The organism is Cupriavidus sp. LA-1 (assembly GCF_055385985.1).
The window spans coordinates 2,518,466-2,532,068 of the sequence record NZ_AP031387.1; the positions used below are offsets into that span (position 1 = coordinate 2,518,466).

12 protein-coding genes and 2 tRNA genes are annotated in these 13,603 nt (G+C 67.3%); 10 read left to right on the plus strand and 4 right to left on the minus strand.

Features of this window, described 5'->3' with window-relative positions:
• Positions 1 to 66: 66 nt before the first annotated feature.
• From ACZ5MJ_RS11760 to ACZ5MJ_RS11775, 4 genes are all read left to right on the plus strand, one after another.
• Positions 67 to 2,151 (plus strand): M3 family metallopeptidase, encoded by a 2,085-nt coding sequence (locus ACZ5MJ_RS11760; protein ID WP_464219493.1) that lies wholly within the window; start codon positions 67 to 69, stop codon positions 2,149 to 2,151.
• A complete protein-coding gene (xth, locus tag ACZ5MJ_RS11765; protein ID WP_464219494.1) occupies positions 2,148 to 2,975 on the plus strand; it encodes an exodeoxyribonuclease III in 828 nt (275 codons plus the stop codon). Before ACZ5MJ_RS11760 ends, xth begins: the two co-directional genes overlap by 4 nt.
• A 95-nt stretch (positions 2,976 to 3,070) precedes the next feature.
• Positions 3,071 to 3,586: a homoprotocatechuate degradation operon regulator HpaR gene (gene hpaR / locus ACZ5MJ_RS11770; protein WP_464219495.1), complete on the plus strand. Its 516-nt coding sequence runs from the start codon at positions 3,071 to 3,073 to the stop codon at positions 3,584 to 3,586.
• A gap of 23 nt (positions 3,587 to 3,609) precedes the next feature.
• Positions 3,610 to 5,406 carry a SulP family inorganic anion transporter gene (locus ACZ5MJ_RS11775; protein WP_464219496.1) on the plus strand — a complete coding sequence of 599 codons (1,797 nt, stop codon included), beginning with the start codon at positions 3,610 to 3,612 and terminating at the stop codon, positions 5,404 to 5,406.
• Positions 5,407 to 5,599: 193 nt separating this feature from the next.
• Here the strand turns inward: ACZ5MJ_RS11775 and ACZ5MJ_RS11780 are convergent, their stop codons facing one another.
• A complete protein-coding gene (locus ACZ5MJ_RS11780; protein ID WP_018006788.1) occupies positions 5,600 to 5,863 on the minus strand; it encodes a DUF1488 family protein in 264 nt (87 codons plus the stop codon).
• Between the two features lie 226 nt (positions 5,864 to 6,089).
• Here ACZ5MJ_RS11780 and ACZ5MJ_RS11785 point away from each other — a divergent pair.
• Positions 6,090 to 6,165: transfer RNA gene (locus tag ACZ5MJ_RS11785), tRNA-Lys, on the plus strand.
• A gap of 114 nt (positions 6,166 to 6,279) precedes the next feature.
• Here ACZ5MJ_RS11785 and ACZ5MJ_RS11790 read toward each other — a convergent pair.
• On the minus strand, positions 6,280 to 7,668 hold the full coding sequence (locus ACZ5MJ_RS11790) for an 8-oxoguanine deaminase (protein ID WP_464219497.1): 1,389 nt from the start codon (positions 7,666 to 7,668) through the stop codon (positions 6,280 to 6,282).
• Positions 7,669 to 7,792: 124 nt separating this feature from the next.
• The gene (locus tag ACZ5MJ_RS11795) at positions 7,793 to 8,701 is read right to left on the minus strand and encodes a LysR family transcriptional regulator (RefSeq protein ID WP_464219499.1); all 909 of its coding nucleotides are present in this window, start codon (positions 8,699 to 8,701) and stop codon (positions 7,793 to 7,795) included.
• A 144-nt stretch (positions 8,702 to 8,845) separates the two neighbouring features.
• On the opposite strand from ACZ5MJ_RS11795, the gene ACZ5MJ_RS11800 reads away from it, so the two are divergent.
• The 4 genes from ACZ5MJ_RS11800 to ACZ5MJ_RS11815 all read left to right on the plus strand — a co-directional run bounded on the left by ACZ5MJ_RS11800 (position 8,846) and on the right by ACZ5MJ_RS11815 (position 10,937).
• A tRNA-Lys gene (locus ACZ5MJ_RS11800) sits at positions 8,846 to 8,921 on the plus strand.
• A 355-nt stretch (positions 8,922 to 9,276) separates the two neighbouring features.
• The gene (locus tag ACZ5MJ_RS11805; RefSeq protein ID WP_464219501.1) at positions 9,277 to 10,257 is read left to right on the plus strand and encodes a Bug family tripartite tricarboxylate transporter substrate binding protein; all 981 of its coding nucleotides are present in this window, start codon (positions 9,277 to 9,279) and stop codon (positions 10,255 to 10,257) included.
• A gap of 44 nt (positions 10,258 to 10,301) precedes the next feature.
• Positions 10,302 to 10,430, plus strand: coding sequence for a hypothetical protein (locus ACZ5MJ_RS11810; RefSeq protein ID WP_464219503.1), 129 nt, complete (start codon positions 10,302 to 10,304; stop codon positions 10,428 to 10,430).
• Between the two features lie 147 nt (positions 10,431 to 10,577).
• Positions 10,578 to 10,937: a hypothetical protein gene (locus ACZ5MJ_RS11815; RefSeq protein ID WP_464219504.1), complete on the plus strand. Its 360-nt coding sequence runs from the start codon at positions 10,578 to 10,580 to the stop codon at positions 10,935 to 10,937.
• Between the two features lie 81 nt (positions 10,938 to 11,018).
• On the opposite strand, the gene ACZ5MJ_RS11820 is transcribed toward ACZ5MJ_RS11815, so the two are convergent.
• Positions 11,019 to 12,527 carry an acetyl-CoA hydrolase/transferase family protein gene (locus ACZ5MJ_RS11820; protein ID WP_464219505.1) on the minus strand — a complete coding sequence of 503 codons (1,509 nt, stop codon included), beginning with the start codon at positions 12,525 to 12,527 and terminating at the stop codon, positions 11,019 to 11,021.
• Between the two features lie 397 nt (positions 12,528 to 12,924).
• Between ACZ5MJ_RS11820 and ACZ5MJ_RS11825 the strand changes: the two genes are divergently transcribed.
• Positions 12,925 to 13,479 (plus strand): MarR family transcriptional regulator, encoded by a 555-nt coding sequence (locus tag ACZ5MJ_RS11825; protein WP_464219506.1) that lies wholly within the window; start codon positions 12,925 to 12,927, stop codon positions 13,477 to 13,479.
• Positions 13,480 to 13,603: the final 124 nt, after the last annotated feature.

Sequence of the window (13,603 nt, forward strand, 5' to 3'; positions counted from 1 at the left end):
ATCCGGCGCCCCGGCCCCATCTGCGGGATCATTGCCTGACCGAGGCCAGCCAACCGAGAACACGCCATGGACCAAGCCGCCAACGCTACCAATCCTCTGCTGGACTTTTCCGACCTGCCCCGCTTTGCCGAGATCCGGCCCGAGCACATCAGCCCGGCGCTGGACGTGCTGCTGGAGCGCGCGCAGCAGGCCGTCGCCCGCGCCGAAGACCCCGCCACCCCCGCCGACTGGGCCAACGCCGTGCAGGCGCTGGAAGCCGCAACCGAGCCGCTGGGCCGCGCCTGGGGCGTGGTCAGCCACCTGAGCGCGGTGGCCGATACGCCCGAACTGCGCCGCGCCCACGCCGAGAACCTGCCGCGCATGACCGAGTTCTGGTCCTCGCTCGGCCAGAGCCTGGCGCTGTACGACAAGTACAAGGCGCTGGCCGCCAGCCCCGCGTTCGCAGGCATGAGCGCGGCGCGCCACCAGCTGATCGAGAACGAGCTGCGCGGCTTCCGCCTGGGCGGCGCCGAGCTGCCCGAGGACAAGAAGCCGCGCTTTGCCGGGATCCAGGAGCAGCAGGCCCAGCTGTCCAAGGCCTTCTCCGACCATGTGCTCGACGCCACCAACGCGTATGGGTTGTATGTCGAGGACGAAGCCCGCCTGTCCGGGCTGCCCGACGACGCGAAGGAAGCCGCCCGCCACGCCGCGGAAAAGGAAGGCAAGGCCGGCTGGAAATTCACGCTGCACTTCCCCTCCTACTTCCCGGTGCTGCAGTATGCGGACGACCGCGCGCTGCGCCAGACCCTGTACGAAGCCAACGTCACGCGCGCCTCGGAGCTGGGCCCGCAGCACGGCCAGGGCCAGGCCGACTGGGACAACACCGCCAATATGCGCGAGCAGCTGGCGCTGCGCCGCGAAGAGGCGCAGATGCTCGGCTACCAGTGCTACGGCGAAGTCTCGCTGGTGCCGAAGATGGCCGAATCGCCGGCCGAGGTGCTGAAGTTCCTCGACGAGCTCGCCGTCAAGGCGCGCCCCTATGCCGAGCAGGACTGGGCCGAGCTCAAGGCCTTTGCCGCCGCCGAGCTGAACCTGCCCGAGCTGGCGCCGTGGGACGTGGCCTATGCCTCGGAAAAGCTGCGCCAGCAGCGCTATGCGTTCTCCGAGCACGAGGTCAAGCAGTACTTCCCGGAAGCAAAGGTGCTCGAAGGCCTGTTCGGGGTGGTGCAGAAGCTGTTCTCGGTGCGCATCGAGCCCGAGCAGGCGCAGACCTGGCACCAGGACGCGCGCTTCTTCCGCGTCACCACCGCGGACGGCGCGCTGCTGGCCCAGTTCTACATCGACCTGTACGCGCGCGAAGGCAAGCGCGGCGGCGCCTGGATGGACGACGCGCGCGGGCGCAAGGTGCTGGAACAAGGCGGCGTGCAGACGCCGGTGGCCTACCTGACCTGCAATTTCTCGGCGCCGGTGGGCGGCAAGCCCGCGCTGTTCACGCACGATGAAGTGATCACCCTGTTCCATGAGTTCGGCCACGGCCTGCACCACATGCTGACGCAGGTCGGCGAGCTGGGCGTGTCGGGCATCAACGGCGTGGAATGGGACGCGGTGGAACTGCCGTCGCAGTTCATGGAGAACTTCTGCTGGGAGTACGAGGTGCTGACCGGCATGACCCGGCAAGTCGACACCGGCGAGCCGCTGCCGCGCGCGCTGTTCGACCGCATGCTGGCCGCCAAGAACTTCCAGAACGGCATGATGACGCTGCGCCAGATCGTGTTCTCGTCGTTCGACATGCACCTGCACACTGACTTCGACCCGGCCGGCACCGCCTCGGTGCTGGACCTGTCGCGCCAGATCAACGACCGCGTGCACGTGGTGCCGCAGCATCCGCTGTCGCGCTGGCCGAACACCTTCAGCCATATCTTCGCCGGCGGCTATGCGGCGGGCTACTACAGCTACAAGTGGGCCGAAGTGCTGTCGGCCGACGTGTACGCCGCGTTCGAAGAGGCCGCGCAACTGTCGGGCACCGTGCTCGACAGCGAGACCGGCGCGCGCTACCAGCGCGAGATCCTGTCGGTCGGCGGCAGCCGCCCGGCGATGGACTCGTTCGTCGCCTTCCGCGGCCGCGCGCCACAGATCGACGCGCTGCTGCGCCACGGCGGGATGACGGCATGAGCGCGACATTGCCTACCAACGGTCCCCTGCGGATTGCCTCCTGGAATGTCAATTCCCTGAAGGTGCGCCTGCCGCAGGTGCTGCAATGGCTGGCCGAGCAGGACCAGGCCGGCGCGCCGATCGACGCGCTGTGCCTGCAGGAACTGAAGCTGCCGGACGACAAGTACCCGCTGGCCGAGCTGGAGAACGCCGGTTTCCACAGCATCTTCACCGGGCAGAAGACCTACAACGGCGTGGCCATCCTCGCCCGCGACGCCAGCATGCCCGCCCCCGCCGACGTGGTGCGCAACATCCCCGGCTTCGAGGACGCGCAGCAGCGCGTGATCGCGGGCACCTACGGCGACCTGCGGCTGGTCTGCGCCTACTTTCCCAACGGGCAGGCGCTGGACTCGGACAAGTTCGTCTACAAGCTCAAGTGGCTGGAGGCGATGACAGCCTGGCTGCGCGAGGAAATGCAGCGCTACCCCAGGCTGGCACTGCTGGGCGACTTCAATATCGCGCCGGAAGACCGCGACGTGCACGACCCCAAGAAGTGGGAAGGCCAGAACCTGGTCTCGCCACAGGAACGCGCCGCGTTTGCGGGGCTGGTGGAACTCGGCCTTGCCGATGCGTTCCGCAAGTTCGAGCAGCCCGAGAAGAGCTTCTCGTGGTGGGACTACCGCATGATGGCATTCCGCCGCAACGCCGGCCTGCGCATCGACCACATCCTGCTGTCGCCGGCATTGACCAGCGGCTGCAGCGCCTGCGTGATCGACCGCGTGCCGCGCAAGTGGGAGCAGCCGTCGGACCACACGCCCGTGGTCGCCACGCTCGACTGCCGCTGAACGCGCCCTGAACCCGCGCGCGGGTTCAGGCAAGACCCGGCAAGTCCGGGCAAGCCCCGCTCGCCGCGCGGCGCCGTGCCCGCTACACTGCGGGCATGAGCCACACCAGCCAGGCCATGTTCCGCCATCGCAACCTTCCTCACCTGCTGCTGCAAGCGCGCGAGTCATTGCTGGCCGGCTTTCGCCCGATCCTGCGGCAGTTCGGCATCACCGAACAGCAATGGCGCGTGATGCGCACGCTCAACGAACGCGGGCCGATGGAGCCCAACCAGCTGGCCGATGCCTGCCTGATCCTGAGCCCCAGCCTGACGCGCATGCTGAGCGGCATGGAAGATGCCGGGCTGGTCGAACGGACCCGCTCCGCCACCGACCAGCGCCGCCAGCTGGTCAGCCTGACGCCGTCGGCGCACGCCATCATCGTGCAGATGGAGCCATTGATCGATGCACGCTACCAGGAGCTGGCGCAGCGGCTCGGCGCCGAACGGCTGACCGAGGTCTACCGCGCGCTCGACGCCATGCTGGCCGGCCTGGCGCCGCAGCCAAACCCGCCCGCTGAGCCACCAGGATCGCTTGCCGCGCCGCCGCCTGACCGCGTCGACGAGGCCGGCTGAGCCCGTTTCCCCCGTCATTGCCAATGCCCGCGTCCCGATCCGGATCCCTCCTGCCGCGCCTGTTCCCATGGAGCCAGCGCGTCGACAAGACCACGCTGCGCGCCGACCTGGTGGCCGGCTTGCTCGGCGCCGTGCTGGTCCTGCCGCAGGGGGTGGCCTTCGCCACGCTGGCCGGCCTGCCGCCGCAGTACGGCATCTACAGTGCGGTGGTGCCATGCATCGTGGCGGCGCTGTTCGGCTCGAGCTGGCACGTGATGTCGGGGCCGACCAACGCCAATTCGCTGGCGCTGTTCGCGATGCTGAGCCCGCTCGCGTTTGCCGGCAGCCCGGCCTATATCGGGCTGGCGCTGGCGGTCACCATCGTGGTGGGCGTGATGCAGCTGGCGGTGGGCACGCTGCGGCTGGGCTCGCTGGCCAACTTCATCTCGCCGTCGGTGCTGCTTGGCTTTACCTGCGGCGCGGCGACGCTGATCGGCCTGTACGCGCTCAAGGACCTGTTCGGGCTGGCGGTGCCCACCGGCACCAGCGCCTTCGGCGTGCTGCGCCACCTGTTCGAGAACATCGACACGATCAACTGGGGCGCGGTCACGGTAGGCGCGGTCACACTCGCGGTGACGCTGCTGTGCAAGCGGCTGTCGCGGCGCCTGCCGTTCATGCTGCTGGGCTTGCTGGCCGGCTATGGCATGGCGCTGCTGCTGAACCAGTCAGGCACGGGCGGCACCCATCACGTCCACGTGGTCGGGCCGATCCCGTCGGCGCTGCCGCGCTTCCATCTTCCCGACGTGGACTGGCGCAAGCTGCCCGACCTGCTGGGCATCGCCTCGGCGCTGACCATCGTCGCGCTGGGCCAGTCGATCTCGATCGCCAAGGCGGTGGCGCTGCGCTCCGGCCAGCATATCGATGCCAATCGCGAGTTCATCGGCCAGGGCCTGTCCAATATCGCGGGCGGCTTCTTCTCCGGCTATATCTCGTGCGGCTCGCTCAACCGCTCGGTGCCCAACTTCGAAGCCGGTGCGCGCACGCCGCTGGCGAGCATGTTCTCGGCATTGTGGCTGGTGGCGCTGGTGGCTGTCAGCGCGCCGCTGCTGGCGCAGATCCCGATGGCGGCGATCTCCGCGATGCTGCTGCTGGTGGCGTGGGGCCTGCTCGACATCGCGCGGCTGCGCCGCATCTTCACGCTCAGCCGTACGGAATTCGCGATCGCCATCGGCACCTTCGCCGCCACGCTGGTGATCCGGCTGGAGATGGCGGTGCTGCTCGGCACCGTGCTGTCGCTGGTGGCCTACCTGTACCGCACTTCGCGGCCAGCGGTGCGCAGCCTGGTGCCGGACGCCGACGATCCCGGCCGGCGCTTCACGCCGCTGGACGAGCTGCGCCGGCCGCAGCCGGAATGCCCGCAGCTGAAGCTGCTGCGCATGGAGGGCGCGATCTATTTTGGCGCCGTGCAGTACGTGACGGATCGCCTGCACTGGCTGCGCACGGTCAATGCCGGCCAGACGCACCTGCTGGCGATGACCAAGAGCATGAACTTCATCGACCTGGCCGGCGCCGAGATGTGGGAATACGAACTGTCCGAGCGGCGCGCGCTGGGCGGCGACCTGTACTTCCACCGCCCGCGCACCCAGGTGCTGCAGACCTGGGCGCAGACCGGCTTTGCCGACAAGCTCGGCGCCGACCATATCTTCCCGACCAAGCGGCAGGCGCTGCACACGATCATCGGCCAGCTCTCGCCGGACATCTGCGCGCAATGCACGGCGCGGATCTTCGAAGAGTGCGCGTCGCGGCCGGGCACCGCGGCGGCACAGGCTGCGCGCGCATGAACGGAAGCGCCCGCACGCGCGAGCGCTCAGCAACGATGCGGCTGCAATAAAACTGAAAAAAACGGGGAGACTGGGATCTGCCTGCGCCGGCGGAGCCGGCTGGCACGCAAGGCCGGACGGCCCTACGCTCTGCTGCCTGATAACAGATGGGCGCCCGCGGCATGCCTGGGGCTGGCCGGGGCATCCATCCGCATCAGATCGGCGCCACGTGGGCGCGCTTGACGACGATTGGCTGGGGCGCGCCCTGCTCGATCAGCACCACGGCGGCGCGTTCGATGGTTTCGCGACCGGCGCGGAATGCTTCTTCCAGCGACAGTACCTGGTCGGCACTGAAGCCTTCCCACAGTGCTTCGCGTGTCACCACGCAAGTCACCTTCTCGCCATTGACAAGTGCCTGGAACAACAAGCCTTCGTTATTGATGTCGTAGCGCTCTTGCTCTTGGAATTTGATATCCATCGGTGCGGCCCTCCATATGCAAGTGGAGAAACATCCTAACATGGCTCCGGCAAAATCGTATGGGTACCACCCATGCGAATGCGCTCATTCGGAAGACCATCGCGGCTGCCGTTCGGTTCCATCCGCATGCAGCCTCGCACGCTGGTCACAATGCGGGCGGTTACTGCGGCAACTGCATCAAACATTTGACAGCGCCAGAAATCATGCTAGAATCTCGTTCTTCGTTGGGGCGTTAGCTCAGTTGGTAGAGCAGCGGACTCTTAATCCGTAGGTCGAGTGTTCGAGTCACTCACGCCCCACCACCGAATACAAAAAGGCCGGAAGCAGCAATGCTTCCGGCCTTTTGCTTTGCAGGCCCGCCTGCCTCCCTGATCCGCCGTGGCGCAGGCACGTGCCCACGCCACGGCGACCCTGCATCAGGCGCCCTGGCTGGCCCGCTCGAACAGCGTGCGCGCCAGCGCGCGATGGCGCAGCAGCACATTGGGCAGGTCGGCGGTCAGCAGTGCACCGTCGCGCACCACTTCCCTGCCGTTGACCACGCTGGCCGCGACATTGGCCGGGGTGCAGAACACCAGCGCCGCCACCGGGTCATGGCCGCCGCCGGCAAAGCCGACTTCCGACATGTCGAAGGCGACGAAGTCCGCCGACATGCCCGGCGCCAGCGCGCCGATATCGTCACGGTTGAGCACGCGCGCGCCTCCCAGCGTGGCGATTTCCAGCGCCTCGCGCGCGCTCATCGCCGCCGGCCCGTAGCCGACGCGTTGCAGCAGCATCGCCTGGCGCGCCTCGCCCAGCATATGCGCGCCGTCGTTCGACGCGCTCCCGTCCACGCCCAGCCCCACCGGCACGCCCGCGTCGCGCATGGCACGCACCGGCGCAATGCCGGACGCCAGCCGCATGTTCGAGCACGGGCAGTGCGCCACGCCGGTGCCGGTGCGGGCAAACAGCGCGATGCCCTCCTCGTCCAGCTTGACGCAGTGCGCGTGCCACACATCGTGGCCAACCCAGCCCAGGTCCTCGGCATACTGCGCCGGCGTCAGGCCGAATTTCTCGCGCGAGTAGGCGATGTCGTTGTCGTTCTCGGCCAGGTGCGTATGCAGCGACACGCCGTAGTGCCGCGCCATGCTGGCCGATTCGCGCATCAGGTCGCGCGACACCGAGAACGGCGAGCACGGCGCCAGCACCACGCGCAGCATCGCGTGGCGTGCGCTGTCGTGGTACTGCTCCACCAGCCGCTGGCTGTCGCGCAGGATCGCGTCCTCCTCTTCCACCACCACGTCCGGCGGCAGGCCGCCCTTGCTGCGGCCCACGCTCATCGAGCCGCGCGCGGCATGGAAGCGCATGCCCATCTCGTGCGCCGCGGCGATCGAGTCATCCAGGCGCGAGCCGTTCGGGAACAAATACAGGTGGTCGCTGGTGGTGGTGCAGCCCGACAGCATCAGCTCGGCCATCGCGGTCTTGGTCGACACCGCGATCATTTCCGGGGTCAGGTGCGACCACAGCATGTACAGGTTGGTCAGCCACGAGAACAGCTCGGCATCCTGTGCCGCCGGCACCGCGCGCGTCAGGCTCTGGTACATGTGGTGGTGGGTGTTGACCAGGCCAGGGGTGACCACGCGTCCGCGCATGTCCAGCACCTGCGCGCTGCCATCGTCGACCATGCGCCGGTATTGCGGCGGCAGTTCAGCGGTGGGACCGACCCATTGCACGGCGGGTCCTTCGGCAACCAGCGCGCCGTCGCGGATCTCGCGGCGCTGGGCGTCCATGGTGACCAGCACGTCGGCGTTCAGGGCAATCAGGGTCATGGGGGAATTCCTTCAGTAAAGCGAATTGGGGGACTGGATGACCACCAGTCTACGGCGGCGCGGTGCCATCCCCCAAGCACAGAATTCCGACCATCCTGTCCACAAAAAGTGGACAACTGCATGACTAGCGGGCCTGCGCGAACAATATGGCAAGCGCGTCGCCGATGCGCTCGGCCATCAGTTCGGCCGCGGCGCTGAGCGGGCCGCGGGCGCGCGCCACCAGCGTCAGCGTCTGGCCCTGCAGGTGGCGGTCGCGCAGCGGCACATAGACCAGCGCCTGCCGGGTGCGCTCTTCCATCACATCGAGCGGGTTCAGCAGGGCGATGCCGGTGCCCAGCATCACCAGTTGCCGGATCAGCGCGGTCGAGGTGGACTCCGCCACCGGCGAGACTTCGATCGCATTGCGGGCGAACGCCGCATCCAGGATGGCCCGGATCGACAGCGACGGCGCCGGCAGGATCAGCGGATAGCCGACGCACTCGCTCAGCAGCGCCGATTGGCTGGCCGCCAGCGCATGGCCGGGCGGCACCACCGCGCCGATCTGCCAGTCGCTGGTCGCCAGCGCGCGGAAGGCGGGCAACTCAGGCAGGTCATAGCCGAGCCCCAGGTCGGCATCGCCCTGCTCCACCGCCGCGATGATGTCGGCCACCGGCAGGTCATTGACGCGCACCACGATGCCCGGATAGCGCTGGCGGAAATCATGCACCAGCGACGGCATCAGCGACCCCGCCAGCCCCGCCGTAACCGCCACCGTGACCTCGCCGCGGCGCGCGCCCTTGAAGTCCTCGATGCGCTCGCGCAGCGCGTCGTGCTCGCGCAGGGTCTGGCGCACATGGGCCAGCACCATCTCGCCCAGCGGCGTCAGCCGCAGGCGCTTGTTGATGCGCTCGAACAGCGGCGCACCCAGCTCCGCCTCCAGGTCCAGGATCTGCCGGTTGACCGCGGTCGGTGCCACGTGCAGGTGCTCGGCCGCCTTGCGGATCGAACCGCGGCGGACGACCTCGTCGAGATAGCGCAGGACTCTGGCGTGCATGGACTGGGCAAAGGGGTGGATTCGGCGCGCGCGGGATACGCATGGCGGCCTGGCATTGTAGCGGCCAGTGCAAGGCGGCCTGGAAAAATTGCGCGAAGGCTATTGCGTCTTATCAGATACCTTGCTACAATCTTTTTCTTCGTTGGGGCGTTAGCTCAGTTGGTAGAGCAGCGGACTCTTAATCCGTAGGTCGAGTGTTCGAGTCACTCACGCCCCACCAGCGAATTCAGGAAAAGCCGGAAGCCTTGCTTCCGGCTTTTTGCTTTTTCGCGATCCCCTTCGTTCCCCTCTTTCTTTCCGCGCGCGGTCGGCAGCGCAGCCGGTTTCTTGATACGCGGGTTCTTACCAATTCCCTTGCACGCGCTTTCCCGGTTGAATCGCTCCCGCGCACATTGTGGAACATAGTTCCGTATCGCGGAACTATCGCAAGGTGCCGGCCGTACCGCACCCCGGCACGGCCAGGTCATGCCAGCACGGGAACCCCTGACAGCGCGGGGCACGGACAATGGTCTCGTGCCCGCAGAATCGCCTGCAGCCCGCCTGGCGAATCAGTGAAAGAAGAACGGAGGCACCCTTTGAAAGCAGTCCTTAACGCCGGCGCAGCCGCCTGCATCGCCGCCCTTGGCCTGGCCCACGGCGGCCTGGCACAGGCCCAGTCCTACCCCACCAAGCCGATCCGCCTGATTGTGCCGTTCGCGGCCGGCGGCACCACCGACATCGTCGCGCGCGCGGTTTCCGAGGCACTGGGCCGCGAGCTGGGCCAGCCGGTGGTGGTTGAGAACCGTGGCGGCGGCGGCGGCGTGATCGGCGCCGACGCGCTGGCCAAGTCTGCGCCGGACGGCTACACGCTGGGCATCGCCACCGTCAGCACGATGGCGACCAACCCCGCCACCAACGTGAGGAACCCCTACGATCCACTCAAGGACTTCGCGCCGATCACCAACCTGGTCAACGTGCCCAATGTGCTGACGGTCAACCCGAAAGTGCCGGCCAAGACCCTGAAGGAATTCGTCGCAATGCTGAAGGCCAATCCGGGCAAGTACAGCTACGCCTCGGCCGGCAAGGGCAGTATCTCGCACCTGGACGGCGAGCTGTTCAAGGACATCACCAAGACCGACATGGTCCACATTCCGTATCGCGGATCGGGCCCGGCGCTGAACGACACGCTGGCCGGCCAGGTCAGCGCGCAGTTCGACAACCTGCCGTCGTCGATGCCCCACATCCAGGCCGGCAAGCTGCGCGCGCTGGCCGTGGCGGCGCCCAAGCGCGTCGAAGGCCTGCCTGACGTGCCGACCTTTGCCGAAGCCGGCATGAAGGACATGAACAACATGGCCTGGTACGGCCTGGTGGCCCCGGCCGGCACGCCGGCCGCGATCATCACGCGCGTGCACGATGCCGCGGTCAAGGCGCTGCAGGACCCGAACGCCAAGCGCCGCCTGGCCGACAGCGGTGCCTATACCGACGGCAACACTCCGGCGCAGTACGCCGCGCAGATCAAGCGCGAACTGGACCTGCGCAAGAAGATCGCACACGACCAGAACATCACACTGGAATAAAACGGACGGGAAAACCGTCCCGCGAGGGGTCACGACCGGCTGCCATGGCAGCCGGTTTTTTTTTATGGCTGGCGCTTGAAAATGCACACCAGGCCATGCATATGTACCTGATTTCTGTTGCATTTGATCACGCACAGTACGCCGGCAACGCCGTCGGCGTTCAATGCTTGTAGAAGAAACTTTCACTTTGCGGACACGCGCTGACTCGGTACATTTACCGGGTGCTCCGCAACGGGCGCCGGCAATCGCCGGCCAACGTCCGGCCCCCAAACCGGTTTCGCGCAGGCGCTGCGCGGCCGTCATTCGCGAGGATTAGAGAGATGCTGAAGAAGACCGTACCGACCCTGATCGTTGCAGCACTGGCCGCACTGGGCGCGACCCAGGTGTATGCGCAGAAGAACTACACCGAAGGCGGCGACCTCTACGGCGGCAGCCACACCAAGAAGGCCAGCCCGCACCAGAACGCGGCCAAGTCCGGCAAGTTCGACCCGTACACCGACGGCGCCAAGCAGTCGACCAAGTCGGAGCTGACCAATTCGGGCAAAAAGGTTGACCCGAACACGGATGGCGCCAAGGCCGGCAAGTTCGATCCGTACACCGACGGTGCCAAGGCCGGCAAGGCCGATCCGTACACCGACGGCGCCAAGGCTCCCGCCAGCCAGGGCAGCAAGGCCCAGTAAGCCCACCCCGCCGCCAACCGGCGGCACCAAGGCAGACAGCCCGCTTGCGCGGGCTGTTTTGCTTTCTGGCGGAGTTCGTGTTCAGGCGGCCAGCGCCTGGGCCGGCTGCATGGTGCCGCGCTCGCGGAAGCCTACATGCCAGGACAGCGCCTCTTCCAGCAGGTGCGGGGTCTGGCCGCCGTGCGCGCTGGCGCGCCGGAAGTAATCGCCCAGCAGTTCGCGGTATTGCGCGTCGGCACAGTTGGCAATGATGGTGCGCGCGCGCTCGCGCGGCGCCAGGCCGCGCAGGTCGGCCAGGCCATGCTCGGTGACGATGATGTCGACGTCGTGCTCGGTATGGTCCACATGCGCCACCATCGGCACGATGCTGGAGATATCGCCGCCCTTGGCCACCGACTTGGTCACGAACACCGACAGGTGCGCATTGCGCGCAAAATCGCCGGAACCGCCGATGCCGTTCATCATGTGCGTGCCGCCCACATGCGTCGAATTGACGTTGCCGTAGATGTCGCACTCCAGCGCCGTGTTGATGGTGATCAGGCCCAGCCGGCGCAGGATCTCCGGATGGTTGCTGATCTCCTGCGGACGCAGCACCAGGCGCGAGCGATAGCGGTCCAGGTTCGACAGGAAGCGCTGGTACACCTCGCGCGTCAGCGTCACCGACGAGGCCGAGGCAAACGCCAGGCGCCCGGCATCCAGCAACTCGATGGTGCTGTCCTGCAGTACCTCGGAATACATCTGCAGGTCGCGGAACGGTGAATCCACCATGCCGTGCAGCACCGCATTGGCGATGGTGCCGATGCCCGCCTGCAGCGGCTGCAGCGAGGGCGAGAGCCTGCCGGCGCGGACTTCGTGCTGCAGGAATTCATTGAGATGCCCCGCGATCTGGCGCGTGTCGGCATCCGGCGGCAGCGCATTGGACGGGCTGTCGTCCTTGGCGGTGATGACGATGGCGGCGATCCTCTCGGGATCGATGGGGATATACGGCAGGCCGATGCGCTGCTCGGGCGCGATCAGCGGGATCGGCTGGCGGTACGGGCGCTGCACCGGGAAGTAGATATCGTGCAGCCCTTCCAGCTCCAGCGGCATGTTCAGGTTGATCTCGACAATCACCTTGCGCGCCAGCATGGCGAAACTGGCCGAATTTCCGACCGAGGTGCTGGGGATGATGCCGCCCTGCTCGGTGATGGCCACGGCTTCCACCACCGCCACGTCCACCGGCGCGATCTGGCCCGAGCGCAACTGCTCCACGGTCTCGGACAGGTGCTGGTCGATGAACATCACCTCGCCGGCGTTGATCTTGCGGCGCAGTGTCGCATCGGACTGGAACGGCAGGCGGCGCGCGATCACGTCGGCCTCCGCCAGCACCCGGTCAATGTCATTGCCCAGCGAGGCACCGGTCATCAGGGTGATGCGCAGCGGCTCCGTTGCCGCCCGCCGCGCCAGCGCGAACGGGACTTCCTTGCAGTCGCCCGCGCGCGTGAACCCGCTCATGCCCACCGTCATGCCGTCGCGGATCAGCGCGGCGGCCTCGTCGGCCGAGACTACCTTGTCGTGAAGCCTGGCCAGGCGAATGCGTTCCTTGTACATCGTCATCTCCGGTCTGACGGCCGGGCCCGTGCCCGCGCCGCGCGCCCCGTGCAGGCCTGAAGGCGCGTTGGCGGGGTCTTAGGCAGGCAGTGTAGCCAGCCGCAATTATTCCGGCTGTGATTTAAAATCATCACTTCCAGTCGCTTTATTCATACACCGGCACGGGCTGCGCGAGACGCGCGCGGCACTATGTCGTTGCACCGGCTCAGGACATTCCCGCAGTGTCATAAAACAGGCAAAGGATTCTGGTAGTGTCTCGCCCATCGGTCGACCCAGCCCGCCAGAGAGGCTGTGGCGTCCGTGCCGCCCGGGCCGGCCATGCTCCGGCCATCTCGCGCCCCTCCAGGGGTGCCCAGTGCATTGCAGTGGCGGCAAATCACTACAGGAGACGCCATTCATGCAACCAAGACCCCTCGAACCCAGCGAGCCGGTTGTCCTTGCCCTGATTGACGCGGTAACAGCCTGGCAGGGTGCGTTGAACCAGACGCTGCGCACCTCGGGCCTGAATTACACCCAGTGGCTGCTGTTGCGGGCCATCCGCCAGGGTGCCTTCGTGCGCGGCGCGCCCCTGGCAGGCCCGATGCCGATCGATGCCGCGCGATCCGAGACGATGCTGGAAGAGCTGCAGCGCGATGGCTGGATCGAGTTCGCCGGGACCGAGGCGCCCCGTATTGCGGAAGGCGCGGCCAACCGGCTGCAGCGCGCCGCGCAGGCCCTCAGCGCACTGCACAGTGTGTCGGTGGCCGCGTTCAGTTCGCAGGAGCGCGCGGCGCTGGGCAGCCTGCTGGAGCGGATGAAGACCACGCTGAACGGCCACACTTCGCGCCAGATCCGCGCGGGCACCGAAGCCGCCGGCCAGGAAAGGCCCGTGCCGCCCGTCCCTTGCCCCGGCCTGCCGCCGGTCGCGCACCGGCCTGCCACCTGCCCCACCCTCGCCGCGACGCGCTTCTGAGCGCCGCGCAAGCCGGTCCCGCAGGCTGCCGCGGGACCGGACCGCTTGCCCTCCCTCGCCATCGCCGATACCCGCCACTTTGTTGCGCCGGGCACGCGGTTTTTTCCTAAAGTATGAGCATGCC